We start from the raw sequence: 18,133 nt of genomic DNA on the forward strand, positions 1-18,133 counted from the left end.
TAAGTGTTTTTTGCTAAGCTAAGAATAGGTGAAAAAATGAAAGCGAGAACAAGATGACACGTTATCAAGACGATTTTTATGATGCAATCAATGGCGAATGGGAAAAAACAGCTGTCATTCCAGCTGACAAATCTCGAACAGGTGGTTTTATTGACCTTGATGAGGAAATTGAAGAGTTGATGCTGGCGACTACGGACAAGTGGTTGGCAGGTGAGGATGTTCCAGAGGATGCTATCCTCGCCAACTTTGTTAAGTACCATCGTATGGTACGTGATTTTGACAAGAGAGAAGCAGATGGGATTAAGCCTGTCCTTCCTCTACTCAAGGAATACCAAGATCTGGAGAGTTTTGCAGATTTTACTAGCAAACTGGCAGAGTTTGAACTAGCAGGGAAGCCAAACTTCCTTCCATTTGGTGTATCACCAGACTTTATGGATGCCAGAATCAATGTTCTTTGGGCCAGTGCACCAGGAACTATCTTGCCAGATACAACTTACTACTCTGAAGACCATCCTCAGCGTGAGGAGCTCTTGACTCTTTGGAAGGAAAGTACTACGAATCTTCTCAAAGCCTATGATTTTTCAGATGAGGAAATCGCAGACTTACTAGAGAAACGATTAGAATTGGACCGTCGAGTTGCAGCTGTGGTGCTTTCTAACGAAGAAAGTTCAGAATATGCCAAACTCTACCATCCATACGCTTATGAAGATTTCAAGAAATTTGCCCCTGACCTACCTCTAGATGACTTCTTCCAAGCTGTTCTTGGGCAAGTGCCTGACAAGGTTATCGTAGACGAGGAACGTTTCTGGCAAGCAGCAGAGCAATTCTATAGTGAAGAAGCGTGGCCTCTACTTAAAGCGACCTTGATTTTGGGCGTAGTCAATCTTTCAACCAGCTATCTGACAGATGAGATTCGTGTTTTGTCAGGTGCTTATGGTCGTGCCCTTTCAGGTGTGCCAGAAGCTCAGGACAAGGTCAAGGCAGCTTATCACTTAGCCCAAGGTCCTTTCAAGCAAGCTCTTGGTCTCTGGTATGCGCATGAAAAATTCTCCCCAGAAGCTAAGGCTGATGTAGAGAAAAAAGTAGCGACAATGATTGACGTTTATAAGGAACGCTTGGCCAAGAACGACTGGCTCACACCTAAAACGCGAGACAAGGCCATTGTCAAACTCAATGTCATCAAGCCTTATATCGGTTATCCAGAGGAATTGCCAGAACGCTACAAGGACAAGGTAGTGGATGAAACTGCCAGTCTCTTTGAGAATGCCCTAGCCTTTGGGCGTGTGGAAATCAAGTACAGCTGGAGCAAGTGGAACCAACCGGTTGATTACAAGGAGTGGGGCATGCCAGCACACATGGTCAATGCCTACTACAATCCTCAGAAGAACTTGATTGTCTTCCCAGCGGCTATTTTACAGGCTCCATTCTATGACTTGCATCAATCGTCTTCTGCCAACTACGGTGGGATTGGTGCTGTTATTGCCCACGAGATTTCTCATGCCTTTGACACAAATGGTGCTTCTTTTGATGAAAATGGTAGCCTCAAGGATTGGTGGACAGAAAGCGACTATGCTGCCTTTAAAGAAAAAACGCAGAAAGTTATCGACCAGTTTGATGGGCAAGAATCTTACGGTGCAAGAATCAACGGGAAACTAACCGTGTCTGAAAACGTTGCTGACTTGGGCGGGATTGCTGCAGCCCTTGAAGCTGCTAAGAGAGAACCAGACTTCTCAGCTGAAGAATTTTTCCACAACTTTGCTCGTATCTGGCGTATGAAAGGCCGTCCTGAGTTGATGAAACTCATGGCCAGTGTCGATGTGCACGCGCCTGCCAAACTCCGTGTCAATGTTCAAGTACCAAACTTCGATGACTTCTTTACAACTTACGATGTCAAAGAAGGCGATGGTATGTGGCGTTCACCAGAGGAACGTGTGATTATTTGGTAAGACAAAAACCAAGGAAATTATCCTTGGTTTTTTGTTTGCTAGAAAAAGGGATTAAAGGTCTTTTCGTGAGCGATAGTCGTAGCTGGACCATGACCAGGGTAGACATCGTAGTTAGGGAGGGTGAAGAGTTGCGTCTGAATGCTATGGAGGAGTTGTTCCGTGCTACCTGTAGGAAGGTCTGTTCGACCGATGGTTTCTCGGAATAGAGCATCTCCGGTCAAGACTAGATGGGCATCAGGAAAGACCAGGGAAACACCGCCAATAGAGTGCCCTGGGGTTGGTAGAACTGTAAAACGAAATTCCTCAAGCTGGTATTCTTCATGAAAGACAAAGGTGTGTTCTGCAGGTTTTGCGACTACATCTGCCATATCATCGTGACGAGGGAGACCAGAGAGATTATCTACAGGTGTATAAAGCCAGCTAGCTTCACTCTCTGCTACATAAACTGGAGGATTTTCAAAAGTCTCACGAACCAAGTCCAGACTCATAATATGGTCGTAGTGGGTGTGGGTCAGGAGAATCGCACAGACTGGTTTGTTGATTTTTTCGATAGTCTTGCGAATAGCTTCCCAATGGCTACCTGGGTCAACCACAATCAGGTGTTGGTCCCCTTCTAGATAATAAGTGTTTTCATAGGCAACGGGATTCACGGTTTTATGGATTTTCATACTGGCTCCAATCTCAAAGAATGTACTAAACTAAGTATAGCATAGAAGAGAATACTTAGGGTATCAGAAAGTCTTTCTCGTGCCTTGATGATTTTTCCAAGCTTGGTATCGGGTGTCAATCAAGAGTTGGGTTAAGCGCCCCATGGTTTCTCTTTCTTCGGGTGTGAGGGATTGAGCTTGGACAAAGAGTTGATGAATGTGTTCAATGACCTTGAAGGAAGAAAGATCGTTGATAGAGGAAATTCCTGCATCGAGAATGATTCCAAAAAAGAGGTCGAAGTAGAGTTGTAGTTCCTCGTCAGGGACTGTTTCAACCCATTCCTTGAAAGTAGTGTCGACTTGTTGGCTGTCACTATTGGTCTCGTCTAGTTGGACAAAGTGTTTGTCTTCAATCTGCCAACTAAAGGTATCGTGCTGGGCGATACCACCCAAGGCAGTGCTTCGAACAACAATTTTTTTATCAGGAATTTCCAGCATCATCCCAATGATAGAACCTTGTGGGACAAATACTTTCGTTCGTTTCATCATATTTTGATAGCCTGATGTTTCGGTTAGTTCCTTGTGAAGTCCAGGTGCATCAAAAGTGTAGACAGAGATAATATTTTTCTGCAAGTTTGGATCAAGTTGACTGGCAGCATAGACAGCTAGATTGCCCCCTTTTGAGTGCCCTGCTAGGATAACCTTTTGATTAGGATATTGAGCAAAAAAGTCCTGTAAATACTGAAGAGCATGTTTTTGAGCTGGGATTTCCTTCATATAGGTCATATGGAAATCTTCTTTCCAGCCAATGATGCTGTCATCAGTTCCACGAAAGACAAGCAAATAGGTATCGAGACTGATACGATAAGTCATGGCTGCAAACTGTTTTTGCAATTCAGGATCGATATCATTGATAAAGTCTGAGAGCTTGCAATTTTTAAAGCGTTTGTGTTGAGAGAGTTGATCTAACAACTGGAGGCGGATTTTATTGGTCAACATCGTCGTTTCTCTAGGAATTTGGGGTGCTAGATCTATGAGACGCTTTGGTTCTTGGGTGACTACATCATCAAAAGCAAGGTAGGTTAATTCAGTCAGGACAAGAACGTCTAACTCATTCACGGGGAGGTCATAAAAGGAATCGTATGCTACATCATTGAGGTAGTCAAAAATATTGTCCATAAAAGCTCCTTTCTCTATGTTTATCCTATCACATTTATCTAGAATTAGCTAGTAGGCTTGTTTGAATGACCTAGTAGGATTTGATTGAAATACATAGGAGACAGATTGCTCCTATTTCAAACCTCTAAACGAACTTGCTTGAATGTTTTTGCTATCAATCCCATTTTCCTTTAAAAAATTCTTCATCTCATTTACATCATCAGGATGGCCGGTGATGAGATAGCTGGCTTGATTGCCGTATTTATCAATAGCATTTTTTAAAAATTCTTGACTTTGAGAAAGTTCATTGCTAGTTTCGTAAGTAAAATTCGGTATTTTTTGTGCCAGTTCCTTCATCTCGTTATCAAAAATAGTAACTCCTTTGTCAAAGTGGTTGAGAATAATCGGGCATTCCCCAGCCCACTCTTTGACAAGAGGACGTAGAGCAGAAATACCGACATCAGATGCAAAGCAAACTAGTGGCTGATTTGCATCTTTAACAACCAAAGAGGAATCCAGCCAACTCATCTCAATCTCACTTCCAGCAGGTAAATGTGTCAAGGTTTCCTTAAAGTGGCTACCGCTATCATGAGTTAAAATGAGGATTTCATCTTCATCAGGTGTGGAGGCAATGGTTAGCCATCGACTGAATTGATTCCCTTTATCTTCATTTTTTCTAGTCGTAGACAACGTATCGGGGAGCTTAAACTGAGCGCAAGCCCCAGCTTTCCAGTTTTGATGACTCGGTTTTGTGATATGAATAAAATACAAATCCCCGCTGGGGTTTTCGATAGATTTTATTGATAGAATCTGACTTCGCCCAAGATAAGCGATGATACCCCAAGTTATAAGGCCTAGGACTCCAAGTGTAGATAGAATGATAATAAACATTTTTTTACCTCTTTTCATTTTTTATGACTCCTGTTCTTAATTTTATGAATGAACTATAAAAAAATTCATTCATATCTTTTCAAAAAATAAAGAAAACCATTTTCTTTATTTTAGAACTCCTTTTATGAAGTTGGTTGCAAGTATTTCAACAGTTTTGCCTATATCTGGAAAATCTTTTTCCGTGATATGCATATCCATGTAGTAAAATAGGTTGTAAACCTGTAAAATATCTTGAATCTTTTCTGGCGAGTACCCTTCAGCCTGCATACGATTTGTAAAAGTTTTAACTAGAAACTGATGAAAAGGATTTGCGACTTTGCCTTCTTCCGAGGAATAGTAGCTGTGTAACTCATCTGCGATGGCAGGATTGTACCATTCTGCAAGGATTTTATTGGAAGAAACGAGAGTTCTGGACTGAGCAAATAGTTGACCAATGAGGTCGATCATGTCAATTTCCCAATCCAGTTCTTCGATCATAGCTTGGCGAACACGGTTGTTTTCATCTATATAGATGTCTAGAAAAATGGCTTCTTTACTCTCGTAATAGTTATAAAAAGAACCAACTGCAACACCAGCTTGCCTAGCAATTTCTGAAATACCTGTTGCCTTGTAACCTTTTTTCGAAAAAACTTCATAGGCCGCTGTTTTTAAAGCTTGTTTTTTGTTCAATATGAATGAACCTCCTTTATTGTATGAATGAACACAACATCATATTCATTCATATCTTAACAAATCCTAACTGGTCTGTCAATAAGAAAGCTAGATCTAGTTGTTTAAAGTGATTACTTTTATGAACAGAGGAGTTACATAAGCTTATAAGGCGCTTATTCCAACTAGACGGCTAATTTTTAAGACTATTAGATGAGTAAAAGAAATATTAACTAAATGAGCATACAAAGGGAAATATAGGATAAAGCTGGAACTATACTTAAAAATAAGGTATGATATCAGTGGGGTTGTTCTCTATTTAGCATCTTTTTACTGATCTGGATTTGGGGAATAGTCTGCTAAACAATAAGAGATACGAATCCGTAGATTTGCTATTAAGGGTTTTGATATTTTGAGAAAGAACAAAGGAGGAGCGCATGCACAAGATCTTATTAGTAGAAGATGACCAAGTTATTCGGCAACAAGTAGGGAAACTGCTCTCAGAATGGGGTTTTGAGGTTATTTTGGTGGAGGACTTTATGGAAGTTTTGACTCTCTTTGTTCAGTCAGAACCTCATTTGGTCCTTATGGATATTGGCTTACCTCTCTTTAATGGTTACCACTGGTGTCAGGAGATTCGTAAGATTTCTCAGGTACCCATCATGTTTCTATCTTCGAGAGATCAGGCGATGGATATTGTCATGGCGATCAATATGGGAGCGGATGACTTTGTGACCAAGCCTTTTGACCAGCAGGTGCTCCTTGCCAAGGTTCAGGGCTTGTTGCGCCGTTCCTATGAATTTGGGCGGGATGAAAGTCTGCTGGAGTATGCGGGTGTGATCCTCAATACCAAGTCTATGGACCTGCACTATCAGGGTGAAGTCCTGAGTTTGACCAAGAATGAATTTCAAATTTTGCGAGTGCTGTTTGAACATGCTGGCAATATCGTAGCGCGTGATGACTTGATGAGAGAACTCTGGAATAGCGACTTTTTCATCGATGATAATACCTTGTCTGTCAACGTTGCTCGCTTGCGCAAAAAGTTGGAAGAGCAAGGCTTGGCAGGATTTATCGAAACCAAGAAGGGAATAGGGTACGGACTGAAACATGCTTGATTGGAAACTATTTTTTCTGGCCTATCTGCGTTCTCGCAGTCGTCTCTTTGTCTATATTTTTTCATTGGGTTTTCTTGTTTTTCTCTTTCAGTTTTTATTCGCTAGTATAGGATTTTATTTCTTCTATTTTTTCCTCCTCAGTAGCTTTTTGACACTTTTATTTTTGGTTTGGGATATTTTTGCAGAAGCTCAGGTTTACCGGCAGGAAGTACTGTATGCTGAAAGAGACCCAAAGTCTCCTTTGGAATGTGTGCTAGCGGAAAAACTCGAAGAGCGTGAGTCTGAATTGTATCAAAAGAAGTCAGAAGCCCAAAGTAAACTGACGGATTTGCTTGACTACTACACCTTGTGGGTTCATCAGATAAAGACTCCTATTGCAGCGAGCCGTCTCTTGGTAGCAGAAGTATCTGATCGTGAGGTCAAGCAGCAATTGGAACAGGAAATCTTTAAGATTGACTCCTATACCAATCTGGTGTTGCAGTACCTGCGTTTGGAAAGCTTCCATGATGACCTAGTGTTTGAAAAGGTTCAAGTGGAGAATCTGGTGAAGGAAGTTGTCCGTAAGTATGCTCTTTTCTTTATCCAAAAGGGACTGACGGTCAATCTCCATGACCTTGACAAAATCATCGTGACCGATAAGAAGTGGCTGTTGGTCGTCATTGAACAAATCCTCTCAAACAGCCTCAAATACACCAAGAAAGGTGGACTAGAGATTTATATGGAAGGCCCAGAGCTCTGTATCAAGGATACGGGAATCGGGATTAAAAACAGTGATGTGCTCCGAGTCTTTGAACGTGGTTTTTCAGGCTACAATGGGCGTTTAACCCAGCAATCATCTGGACTTGGCCTCTACCTATCCAAGAAAATTTCTGAAGAACTGGGTCACCAGATTCGCATCGAGTCTGAGGTTGGAAAAGGAACAATCGTACGCATCAAATTCACTGAAGTGAAGCTTGTTATTGAGTAAGAATAAATGAGAAAAAGCCTCCGATTGGAGGCTTTTATGCTAGGTTTTTATTTCTCAACGCGTGATTTGTTGGCGATATCAGCCAGGATAGATTCAACAAAGTCATCAACTGAGACAGTATGTGTTTCTTTTTGGCCGTAGCGGCGAACGTTGACTGTTTTGTCTTCCATTTCCTTGTCCCCAACGATCAATTGGTAAGGAATCTTGCTGGTTTGTGAAGCACGAATTTTGAACTGCATTTTTTCATTGCGCTCATCTACATCTGCACGAACACCACGGTCACGGAGTTTCTTAGCCACTTCCCAAGCGTAGTCCACGTGTTTTTCGTTAGAAACGGGGATGAGAGTTACTTGATGTGGTGCAAGCCATGTTGGGAAGGCACCTTTGTAGTTCTCAATCAAGATAGCTGTGAAGCGTTCCATAGTTGAAATAACACCACGGTGGATCATAACTGGACGGTGCTCTTCACCATCTGCTCCAACATATTTGAGGTCGAAGCGTTCTGGAAGCAAGAAGTCAAGCTGGATAGTAGAAAGGGTTTCTTCTTTACCGAGGGCAGTTTTAACCTGGATATCCAATTTTGGTCCGTAGAAGGCTGCTTCACCTTCAGCTTCAAAGTAGTCCAGTTCCATATCATCCATAGCTGCTTTCAACATGCGTTGTGCATTTTCCCACATTTCATCGTTGTCAAAGTATTTGTGTTTATCTTCTGGATCACGGTAAGACAAGCGGAAACGGTAATCTGTTAAATTAAAGTCTTCATACACGTCGATAATCAATTGAAGAATTTTCTTGAATTCTTCCTCAATTTGTTCTGGAGCTACAAAAGTATGACCATCATTTAGGGACATTTCGCGTACACGTTGAAGGCCAGTAAGGGCGCCAGATTTTTCATATCGGTGCATCATGCCAATCTCAGCGATACGGATTGGTAATTCACGGTATGAGTGTACATGGTGTTTATAAACTTCGATATGGTGAGGACAGTTCATTGGGCGGAGGACAAACTCTTCACCGTCTCCCATGTCCATAGTTGGGAACATATCTTCACGGTAGTGATCCCAGTGACCAGAAGTTTTATAGAGTTCCACTGAGGCAATTGGTGGAGTGTAGACGTGTTGGTAGCCTGCAGCGATTTCCTTGTCGACAATGTAGCGTTCCAATTCACGACGGATAGTCGCTCCGTTTGGTAACCAGAATGGTAAACCTTGTCCGACTTCTTGTGAAATCATGAAGAGGTCAAGCTCTTTACCGAGTTTACGGTGGTCACGTTCCTTGGCTTCTTCACGCATTTGAAGGTAGTTCTTTAAGTCTTTCTTGTCAAACCAAGCTGTACCGTAGATCCGTTGCATCATCGCGTTGTCGCTATTTCCACGCCAGTAGGCACCAGCTACGTTGAGCAGGTGGAAGATTTGGATGCGACCAGTTGATGGGACGTGAGGACCACGGCAGAGGTCTACGTATTCGCCCTGACGGTAGATAGTCAAACCGCCTTCGTCTTCAGAGTGTTCTTCAATCAATTCCAACTTGTAAGGGTCATTTTTAAAGATTTCACGGGCCTCGTCTTTGGTAACTTCTTCACGGATTGATGGGAAGTTTTCTTTGACGATTTTCTTCATTTCTTCTTCGATACGAGGAAGGTCTTCATTGGAGATTTGGCCAGCAGTATTGTCAGTATCGTAGTAGAAGCCGTCTTCGATAGCTGGACCGACACCCAAATGAATGTCTGGGAAGAGACGACGAGCTGCTTGGGCGAACAAGTGGGCAGCTGAGTGGCGCAAGATTGGCAGAGCATCTTCGTGATCAGGCGTCACGATTTCGATGCTTCCATCTTCAGTGATAGCACGAGTAGTGTCAATGAGTTTGCCGTTGAATTTACCAGCCAAGGCTTTTTTTGCTAGGGAATTGCTGATAGATTGGGCAATTTCAAAAGTTGTCACGCCAGATTCGAATTCACGAACAGCGCCATCTGGGAAAGTAATCTTAATCATGGTTTTCTCCTTATAAAGTTTTTATTAGCCTAGTTATGGTGAAGGTGCCCTTGAAATATAAATAGAAATTCCTTTTGATTTTTTCGTTAATAAATCAAAAAGCGACATCCTTAAAAGGACGTCGCAACGTGGTTCCACCTTCATTTATGTTCCTCAAAAAGAGGAACACCTCAGATTGGCTTTAACGTAGCCACCGTTTTATGTTTGCATAAAAGTCAGTAGAGTAGTATCAGTTTAGGCTTTCTATGCGTTTCCAGCAACCACGCACTCTCTAGTAGAAAGGGACTAAGTGACTTGTCTCTATGCATTATTATAGCATGATTGCGAGAATTTTCAAGTTTTTTGTATAATTTTTTTGTTTTTCTTCCGCTGGAAGACATGCTTGATCCCCACACCAGAAGCCATACCAAGTAGGGTAAAGATTTCGTAAGCTAGGAAATAAAGCAGAATGAATTCACCAAAGGTGATGATGGTAAAGCAATAGAGCAGACCAATACCGAGTAGCCACCAAAGTGAGAAATGAAATCGATAGCTATAAAGTAGTGATACGATAAAGGTTACTAGGGGAGAAAAGAGGAGAATGTTATAAATGTACAGTCCCTTCAGCGTATAAGAATCAGATATCAGCAGTAAAAGCAACTCATAGAGGGGCCAGTAAAAGAAGAAAATGACAAGGTAGTATGGAATATACTTAAGATATTTCCGCATGGCAATAGTCCTCCAATCTGCAAAAATTGAGAGATGTTGAAGACCACATAATCCTAAATGAAGGGGAAATCTCTACTTATATTATAGCACGTCTTGGAAGCCTTTACAAGTTAATCCAGTGAGTAGTGATAGTGCTCTTTTTGAGTGTTTTCTGCTATAATACTAACAAAAGAAGTAAGAGGAAATGAGGAGAAAGGATGACGAAAATAGCAGTTCTTTCAGACATACATGGGAATACGACAGCCCTGGAAGCTGTACTGACTGATGCTAAAAAGGCAAAGGTAGATGAGTACTGGCTTTTGGGGGATATTCTTATGCCAGGAACAGGACGTAGAAGGATATTGAATCTTTTAGCGGTTTTGCCTATTACTGTAAGAGTTCTTGGTAATTGGGAGAATAGTCTCTGGCGAGGTTTGCATCGTAAGCTAGATTTGACAAAAGCTAGTCATCGCTACCTCCTACGTCAATGCCAGTATATATTAGAAGAAATCAGCCCTGAAGAAATCGAAGACCTCCACAATCAACCCATGCAAGTTCATCGTCAGTTTGGTGATCTGATGGTAGGAATTACTCACCATCTCCCTGATAAAAACTGGGGAAGAGAATTGATCCATACGGGAAAACAAGAAGATTTTGATAGATTAGTGACGGGACCGCATGCCTCCATCGCAGTATATGGTCATATCCACCAACAGTTGCTTCGTTATGGAAGTGATGGACAGTTGATTCTTAATCCAGGGTCCATTGGACAACCCTTCTTTTTAGATGCGGGATTACGTAAGGACCTGCGGGCCCAGTATATGATCTTAGAGTTTGATGAAGCAGGTTTGGCTGATGTTGATTTTCGTCGAGTGGATTATGATGTAGAAGCTGAATTGCAGTTGGCTAAAGATTTAAAGCTCCCCTATTTCCAGGTCTATTATGAAAGTTTGGTAAATGGGATTCACCACACTCATAACCAGGAACTTCTGTATGAGATTGCCCAAGAACAGGGGCATGATATTGAGTTGGATGCATGGTTGGATAGTAGTAATGATTGACATGACATCAAAAAGGGGTATAATGAGTATGAGAAGAGAGATGATGAGAATCTCAGGTGAAAGGGGAATAAAATGCAAATTTCAAGTCGATTTACCATTGCGACTCATATGCTAATTATCATTGCTATCAAGGGCCAGGAAAGCAAGGTGACCAGTGATTTTCTCGCAGCTAGCGTTGGAGTTAATCCAGTCATTATCCGTAAGACTTTGTCGCAACTCAAAAAAGCAGGATTGATTTCAGTTGCGCGTGGGACGGGCGGAACTGAGATAATAAAAGACCTTCAGGATATCAGCTTGTTGGATGTCTACCAAGCTGTAGAGTGTCTAGGAAAATCTGGCAAACTCTTTAGTTTCCATGACAATCCCAATCCTAACTGTCCAGTAGGGGCTAATATTCATAAGGTCTTGGATCAGAAATTGCTGGATATCCAAGTAGCTATGGAAAATCAACTTCGTCAGATGAGTCTGGCTCAGGTTGTGGCAGATGCAGAAGCAAGAATTGTAAAATAATAAGAGGACTAGGCTCCTCTTTTTCTATTGTCATAATTATGGTAAAATCTAGTTATCAAAGGAGAAGACTATGTACTTTATTACAGGAATTTTTGTCCTACTTTTTCTGATTTCATTTTTTAGGGACAATCGCAGTCTCTGGAATCCGGCTCTTTTGCTTTTATCTCTGCTCTTTTCTTACCTGTCTATTGCCAATCTTTTTTATGAGGCTGGGCAGAAAGAAGTGCACATGATTTTCTTTGCGGGGATTTTTCTCCTGCTGCCTCTTTTAGTTTTTCTAAGTGGTTTTTTCCTTATTTATAATGGATTTGTATTATTGAAAAAAGAAGGAAAATCCAAGGCAAATTATTTGTCTCTAGGATTAGGCTGCGTGATTCTATTCTTTTTTGTGATCATGGCGATTCGAGTGAGCGATACCAAGGGCTTGTTCTATACCAATCATCTAGTGAATATTATCTTTTTCTTTTTGATTTATTCGTATTTGATTTTTGGTTTTGCTTTTGCAGGATTTCTGCTTTATTCTATTCTGTATCTTTTTATTCCTAAGAAAAAATATTATGATTTTATCATCATTCACGGAGCAGGCTTATTGAATGGAGAAAAAGTGACTCCCTTACTGAAGAGTCGCATTGACAAGGCAGTAGAAGCCTATCACCAGTCTCTCAATCCCAATGTTAAAATCATCGCAAGTGGTGGTCAAGGTGGGGATGAGAAGATTTCCGAGGCTCAGGCAATTTGTAATTATTTGCTGGAAGAGACGGATGTTCCGAGAGAAGCGATTCTCCTAGAGGAAGACTCAACGACGACTTATGAGAATCTTCTCTTCTCAAAAGAAATGGGAGAGAAGCTAGTGGCCAGTCCACGTTTTCTCTTTGTGACCAATGATTACCATGTTTTTCGTACCAGTACCTATGCTCGTCGTATTGGGATGAAGGGAGATGGTCTTGGTTGCCGTACAGCCGCCTACTATATCCCATCGGCCTTTATCAGAGAATATATTGCTCTATGTGTGAAGATGAGATGGCTTTTTCTCGCCTTCTATGTTTTGTTGATTTTAGCTCTGATTTTCTCTTATAGAGGTGTTCTATGGTAATCAAAAAATCAGCTCTCCTTAAGAATGGAGAGCTGATTTTTATTCTGCTGCTTGTTGCCAACGTTTGGCTAGCATGCGAGACAGGCTGGAAATAGCAAAGTTAAAGATAAAGTAGATCAAGGCCATTAGGATATAAAGACTGAAGACTTGCTCTGGTTCGAAATAACGGCCCATGAGAATTTGGCTAGCTCCAAAGAGTTCTTGTAGGGCGATAACAGAGTATAGGAGACTGGTATCCTTAATCACGGTTACAAACTGAGAAATGATGGCTGGCAGCATTTTACGGATCGCTTGTGGGAGAATGATATGGTAGAGGATTTGTATGGAAGTAAATCCCTGAGACATTCCTGCTTCGTACTGGCCCTTGTCCACGGCATTGAGGCCACCACGGATAATCTCAGCTAGGGCTGCTGAGGTAAAAAGGGTAAAGGCCGTAATACCTGCTGGTGTGGACCTCATCTTAAACACCAAAAAGATGGTGAAAATCCAGAGGAGGTTGGGAACGTTACGCACAAATTCGATATAAATGCTGGAGATGATTCGCAAGACAGGATTTTTCCCATTTCGCATAACTGCAAGTACCGTCCCGATCAGGGTAGAGAGGACAATGGCAATCAGAGAAATATAGAGGGTCAAGCCAAATCCTTTAAAGATAAAGGCTAGGTTATCTGGGGTCAAAACTTCTAAAATAGATTCCATAGTAACCTCCTAAAGTGAATAGGCTTTTTTGTTGGCTTGCTCCATCTTGCGACCAAATTGGGCAACAGGGAAGCATAGGGCAAAGTAGAGAAGAGCAGCACCTAAAAAGGCTGGGATATAATTTCCGTTGAGAGCCGACCAAGACTTGGTCACAAACATCAAGTCCACTCCGGAGATGATAGCAACCGTTGAAGTATTCTTGATAAGATTAACGATTTGGTTGGTCAAAGGTGGGAGAATGATACGGAAAGCTTGTGGCAAGATAATCAAGCGCATAGCACTGATATAGGTAAAACCTTGCGACAAGGCGGCCTCCATCTGACCACTAGGAATAGACTGAATCCCTGAACGAATCACCTCAGCAATATAGGCACCGTGATAGAGTCCCACGCAGAGAACAGCTGTCCAATAAATCGGAATCATGATGGTATGGTCACTGATGAGAGGTAAACCATAGAAAACGATGACAAACTGCACCAAGAGGGGAGTATTTTGGTAAAATTCGACAAAGATACGAGCCCAAATTCTTAAAATTTGATGTTTGCTAGTTGACATGGCCCCAAAGAAGATGCCCAAAACCATGGCGAGGATAAAGGAACCAACCGCTAGGGCAAGGGTGAAGAGGAAACCATTGAAAAATTGTCCAAAATCCTGAAAATAGGCTGTCCAAGATGATAAATCTGTCATAGGGTGTCCTCCTTAATCTGCAGTATGGCTAGATGGTTTGAGCTTGTAACGGTCATAAAGTTTCTGCAAACTACCATCCTTGCTCCATTTAGTGACCAAGGTATCAAGATAGTCGCTGAGCTCAGTATTTGATTTCTTGGTGACGATACCGTAGTCAGATGGCTTGAAACTATCATCTAGTAGTATTGTGCGTTTGCTGATGTAGCCAGACAGAATCGAGCGGTCCACGGAAAAGGCATCAATACGGTGAGCGTGAAGGGAAGTAATCAATTCTGGATAGGAACCAAGTTCTACGAATTTAAACTTCAGACCTTTCTTTTTACCCAGTTCAGTAATCAAGCGCTGGGTGATGGAACCTTGGGCAACCCCAATCGTTTTTCCGTTTAGGTCCTCTATGCTTTTGATGTTGGCGGATTTATTGACCAAAAAGCCAGATGCGTCCGTGTAGTAGGGACTGGTGAAGTTGTATAATTTTTTACGTTCATCTGTGATGGTGAAGGTTGCGATATCCATGTCGACCTGTTCATTGTCTAAAAGGGGTCCACGGGTTTGAGCGGTAACAGGAACGTAGCGAATCTTGACCTTGAGTTCGTCTGCAATCATCTTGGCCAGGTCCGTTTCGATACCAGAATAAGTCCCTTTCTTGGGATCCTTGTAGCCGAAATTGGGAACGTCTTGTTTGACACCGACAACTAGTTCACCTCTTTTTTGAATGTCTGCGACACTGGTGTCGGCCTGGACTGGTTTGGCAGCAACAAGGCTGAAAAGGCCAATCAATAATGCGGATAAAAAGAATTTCTTTTTCATAGGCGCCTCCTTATTTGACTTTGTCACTTTCGTGGTTGATAATTTTGCTGAGGAATTGTTGGGCACGGGGTTCGCTTGGATTGTCGAAAAAGTCATCGACATCTGTCGTATCCACCAAAACTTCTCCGTCGGCCATAAAGATGATACGGTCCGCAACCTCTCGAGCAAAGCCCATTTCGTGGGTAACGATGATCATGTTCATCCCGTCATGTGCCAGTTTTTGCATAACTGCTAGAACATCTCCGATGGTTTCAGGGTCAAGAGCAGATGTTGGCTCATCAAAGAGGAGGAGCTCCGGATGCATGGCAAGACCACGTGCGATGGCGATTCTCTGTTTTTGTCCACCAGATAGCATAGCTGGATAGGAATCTTTCTTGTCCCACATGTTTACAAATTCCAGATATTTTTGGGCTGTTGTTTCAGCTTCTTTTTTATCAATTCTTAGAACTTTAACGGGCGCAAGTGTCACGTTTTCTAACACTGTTTTGTGTGGATAAAGGTTAAAATGTTGAAAAACCATGCCGACTTCCTTACGAAGAGGAACTAAATCTTTCTGGCTAGCACCTGCTACTTGGTGTCCATTGACTAGGAGACTTCCTTTGTCAACAGCCTCCAAACCATTGATTGTACGGATAAGAGTGGACTTTCCAGAACCAGAAGGTCCAAGCAAGACAACGACTTGTCCTTTTTCAAAACGGAGATTGATGTCGCGGAGTGCGTGGTAGTCTCCGTAATATTTTTCGACGTTTTTAAATTCTACTAAAGCCATGAGAGATCTCCTTTGTGTTAGATTTTATAACACGATTCTACACCAAAAGATTTGTCTTGTCAAATAATATCTGAAAAAAATTCACTAAAATGTTATAAAAAAGCAATCTGGATAGAGAAAATACCTAAATCATGTTATAATGAAACGATAGAATTCTTAGAAAGAGTGGATGTTTTTTTGATAACTCCTACTTATGAATGGCAGTTTGCCCCGCAGGTTGAAGATGCGAATTTTACAAAGATAGCCAAGAAGGCTGGACTGGGTCCTGAGGTGGCTCGGTTATTATTTGAAAGAGGGATTCAGGATGAAGAAAGTCTGAAGAAGTTTTTAGAACCTTCTTTAGAGGACTTGCATGACCCTTATCTACTCCATGATATGGATAAGGCAGTGGAACGGATTCGTCAGGCCATTGAAGAAGGGGAAAACATTCTCATCTATGGAGACTACGATGCGGATGGCATGACTTCAGCTTCGATTGTGAAGGAAAGTTTGGAACAACTTGGTGCCGAGTGTCGTGTTTACCTACCCAATCGTTTTACCGATGGCTATGGTCCCAATGCCAGTGTCTATAAATACTTTATCGAGCAAGAGGGAATTTCCTTGATTGTGACAGTGGATAATGGGGTTGCAGGTCACGAAGCCATTGAATTGGCCCAGTCTATGGGAGTGGATGTCATTGTGACTGACCACCATTCTATGCCGGAAACCCTTCCCGATGCCTATGCGATTGTTCACCCTGAGCATCCAGATGTGGACTATCCTTTCAAATATCTAGCTGGTTGTGGAGTGGCTTTCAAGCTGGCTTGTGCCCTTTTAGAAGAAGTGCAAGTGGAATTGCTTGATTTGGTCGCTATCGGTACCATTGCAGATATGGTGAGCTTGACAGATGAAAACCGTATCTTGGTTCAATATGGTCTGGAAATGTTGGGGCATACTCAGCGTATTGGCCTACAAGAAATGCTGGATATGGCTGGGATTGCTGCGAACGAAGTGACAGAAGAAACGGTTGGATTCCAGATTGCCCCTCGTTTAAATGCCTTAGGCCGCTTGGACGATCCCAATCCTGCCATTGATTTGTTGACTGGGTTTGACGACGAGGAAGCGCATGAGATTGCCCTCATGATTCATCAGAAAAACGAAGAACGTAAGGAAGTCGTCCAGTCTATCTATGAAGAAGCTAAGACCATGGTGGATCCTGAAAAGAAGGTCCAGGTTTTGGCCAAGGAAGGCTGGAATCCTGGCGTTCTGGGTATCGTTGCTGGTCGTTTGTTGGAAGAACTAGGGCAGACAGTCATCGTTCTTAATATAGAAGAAGGTCGCGCCAAGGGTAGTGCTCGTAGTGTGGAAGCGGTCGATATTTTTGAAGCTCTGGATCCCCATCGAGACCTCTTTATCGCCTTTGGCGGCCATGCTGGTGCAGCTGGGATGACGCTGGAAGTTGAGAAACTTTCAGATTTATCTCAGGTTTTAGAAGACTATGTCCGTGAAAAAGGTGCAGATGCTAGTGGCAAGAACAAGTTAAATCTAGATGAAGAGTTGGATTTGGAGACTCTTAGCTTGGAAACGGTTAAAAGCTTTGAACGCTTGGCACCCTTTGGGATGGATAATCAGAAACCTGTCTTTTATATCAAGGATTTTCATGTCGAAAGTGCTCGTACCATGGGAGCAGGCAATGCCCACCTCAAACTAAAGATCTCCAAGGGTGAGGCGAGTTTTGAAGTGGTGGCCTTTGGACAAGGTAGATGGGCGACAGAGTTTGCTCAAACAAAAAACCTAGAGTTGGCAGTCACCTTGTCTGTCAATCAATGGAATGGCCAAACTGCCCTCCAGTTGATGATGGTGGATGCGCGTGTGGAGGGTGTTCAACTCTTTAACATTCGTGGGAAGAATGCAGTCTTGCCAGAAGGGGTTCCAGTTTTGGATTTCTCTGGAGAATTGCCGGATTTGGCGAATAGTGAAGCGGTTGTTGTGAAAACTATTCCTGAGGATATTACCTTGCTGAAGACCATTTTTCAGGAACAGGATTTCTCAGCTGTCTATTTCAAAAATGACATTGACAAGGCTTACTATCTAACAGGTTATGGAACTAGAGAACAGTTTGCAAAATTGTACAAGACCATTTACCAGTTCCCAGAGTTTGATATTCGCTACAAACTAAAGGATTTGGCGGCTTATCTCAATATTCAACAAATCTTGCTGGTCAAGATGATCCAAGTATTTGAAGAGCTGGACTTTGTGACGATCAAAGATGGCGTTATGACAGTCAATAAAGAAGCGCCGAAAAGGGAAATTGCTGAAAGTCAGATTTACCAAAATCTCAAACAGACCGTTAAAGACCAAGAAATGATGGCGCTGGGTACCGTGCAAGAAATGTATGACTTTTTGATGGAAAAAGAATAGAAGTTAGGAAAGAGTTGGGTAACCAGCTCTTTTTTGAAAACAAATCTTCGTTTTGAA

17 protein-coding genes are annotated in these 18,133 nt (G+C 42.1%); 7 read left to right on the top strand and 10 right to left on the bottom strand.

Annotated features, from left to right (window positions below):
- Positions 1-53 precede the first annotated feature (53 nt).
- A complete protein-coding gene (locus tag D8847_RS01780) occupies positions 54-1,946 on the top strand; it encodes a M13 family metallopeptidase (RefSeq protein WP_125840409.1) in 1,893 nt (630 codons plus the stop codon).
- Between the two features lie 38 nt (positions 1,947-1,984).
- Here the strand turns inward: D8847_RS01780 and D8847_RS01785 are convergent, their stop codons facing one another.
- The 4 genes from D8847_RS01785 to D8847_RS01800 all read right to left on the bottom strand — a co-directional run bounded on the left by D8847_RS01785 (position 1,985) and on the right by D8847_RS01800 (position 5,311).
- Positions 1,985-2,614: an MBL fold metallo-hydrolase gene (locus D8847_RS01785; protein ID WP_084868388.1), complete on the bottom strand. Its 630-nt coding sequence runs from the start codon at positions 2,612-2,614 to the stop codon at positions 1,985-1,987.
- A 63-nt stretch (positions 2,615-2,677) separates the two neighbouring features.
- Positions 2,678-3,772, bottom strand: a complete 1,095-nt coding sequence (locus tag D8847_RS01790; protein WP_125840410.1) for a DUF2974 domain-containing protein — start codon at positions 3,770-3,772, stop codon at positions 2,678-2,680.
- A 111-nt stretch (positions 3,773-3,883) separates the two neighbouring features.
- Positions 3,884-4,660, bottom strand: coding sequence for a ferredoxin reductase (locus D8847_RS01795; protein WP_125840411.1), 777 nt, complete (start codon positions 4,658-4,660; stop codon positions 3,884-3,886).
- An 87-nt stretch (positions 4,661-4,747) separates the two neighbouring features.
- A complete protein-coding gene (locus D8847_RS01800; protein WP_125840412.1) occupies positions 4,748-5,311 on the bottom strand; it encodes a TetR/AcrR family transcriptional regulator in 564 nt (187 codons plus the stop codon).
- Between the two features lie 416 nt (positions 5,312-5,727).
- Here D8847_RS01800 and D8847_RS01805 point away from each other — a divergent pair, with 416 nt between their 5' ends.
- Complete coding sequence (locus D8847_RS01805) at positions 5,728-6,405, top strand: response regulator transcription factor (RefSeq protein WP_000548976.1); 678 nt, start codon at positions 5,728-5,730, stop codon at positions 6,403-6,405.
- On the top strand, positions 6,398-7,372 hold the full coding sequence (locus tag D8847_RS01810; RefSeq protein WP_125840413.1) for a sensor histidine kinase: 975 nt from the start codon (positions 6,398-6,400) through the stop codon (positions 7,370-7,372). Before D8847_RS01805 ends, D8847_RS01810 begins: the two co-directional genes overlap by 8 nt.
- A 47-nt stretch (positions 7,373-7,419) precedes the next feature.
- Here D8847_RS01810 and thrS read toward each other — a convergent pair whose 3' ends face one another.
- Positions 7,420-9,363, bottom strand: coding sequence for a threonine--tRNA ligase (gene thrS, locus D8847_RS01815; protein ID WP_125840414.1), 1,944 nt, complete (start codon positions 9,361-9,363; stop codon positions 7,420-7,422).
- Positions 9,364-9,696: 333 nt separating this feature from the next.
- Entirely contained in the window at positions 9,697-10,071 is a 375-nt protein-coding gene (locus D8847_RS01820; RefSeq protein WP_125840415.1) for a hypothetical protein, read from the bottom strand.
- 197 nt (positions 10,072-10,268) lie between these two features.
- Here D8847_RS01820 and D8847_RS01825 point away from each other — a divergent pair, with 197 nt between their 5' ends.
- From D8847_RS01825 to D8847_RS01835, 3 genes are all read left to right on the top strand, one after another.
- The gene (locus D8847_RS01825) at positions 10,269-11,111 is read left to right on the top strand and encodes a metallophosphoesterase family protein (protein WP_125840416.1); all 843 of its coding nucleotides are present in this window, start codon (positions 10,269-10,271) and stop codon (positions 11,109-11,111) included.
- A gap of 72 nt (positions 11,112-11,183) precedes the next feature.
- Entirely contained in the window at positions 11,184-11,621 is a 438-nt protein-coding gene (locus D8847_RS01830) for an Rrf2 family transcriptional regulator (protein WP_084853676.1), read from the top strand.
- Positions 11,622-11,691: 70 nt separating this feature from the next.
- Complete coding sequence (locus D8847_RS01835; RefSeq protein ID WP_125840417.1) at positions 11,692-12,714, top strand: YdcF family protein; 1,023 nt, start codon at positions 11,692-11,694, stop codon at positions 12,712-12,714.
- A 39-nt stretch (positions 12,715-12,753) separates the two neighbouring features.
- Here D8847_RS01835 and D8847_RS01840 read toward each other — a convergent pair whose 3' ends face one another.
- Genes D8847_RS01840 through D8847_RS01855 form a run of 4 tightly spaced genes read right to left on the bottom strand, consistent with a single transcriptional unit; the run spans position 12,754 to position 15,676 of the window.
- Positions 12,754-13,413, bottom strand: coding sequence for an amino acid ABC transporter permease (locus tag D8847_RS01840; protein ID WP_125840418.1), 660 nt, complete (start codon positions 13,411-13,413; stop codon positions 12,754-12,756).
- Between the two features lie 9 nt (positions 13,414-13,422).
- A complete protein-coding gene (locus D8847_RS01845; RefSeq protein WP_125840419.1) occupies positions 13,423-14,100 on the bottom strand; it encodes an amino acid ABC transporter permease in 678 nt (225 codons plus the stop codon).
- Between the two features lie 12 nt (positions 14,101-14,112).
- A complete protein-coding gene (locus D8847_RS01850) occupies positions 14,113-14,907 on the bottom strand; it encodes a transporter substrate-binding domain-containing protein (RefSeq protein WP_125840420.1) in 795 nt (264 codons plus the stop codon).
- Positions 14,908-14,917: 10 nt separating this feature from the next.
- The gene (locus D8847_RS01855) at positions 14,918-15,676 is read right to left on the bottom strand and encodes an amino acid ABC transporter ATP-binding protein (RefSeq protein WP_125840421.1); all 759 of its coding nucleotides are present in this window, start codon (positions 15,674-15,676) and stop codon (positions 14,918-14,920) included.
- A 177-nt stretch (positions 15,677-15,853) separates the two neighbouring features.
- Here D8847_RS01855 and recJ point away from each other — a divergent pair, with 177 nt between their 5' ends.
- Entirely contained in the window at positions 15,854-18,076 is a 2,223-nt protein-coding gene (gene recJ, locus D8847_RS01860; RefSeq protein WP_185757901.1) for a single-stranded-DNA-specific exonuclease RecJ, read from the top strand.
- Positions 18,077-18,133: the final 57 nt, after the last annotated feature.

The organism is Streptococcus mitis (genome assembly GCF_003942795.1).
GTDB classification, from domain to species: Bacteria; Bacillota; Bacilli; order Lactobacillales; family Streptococcaceae; genus Streptococcus; species Streptococcus mitis_BJ.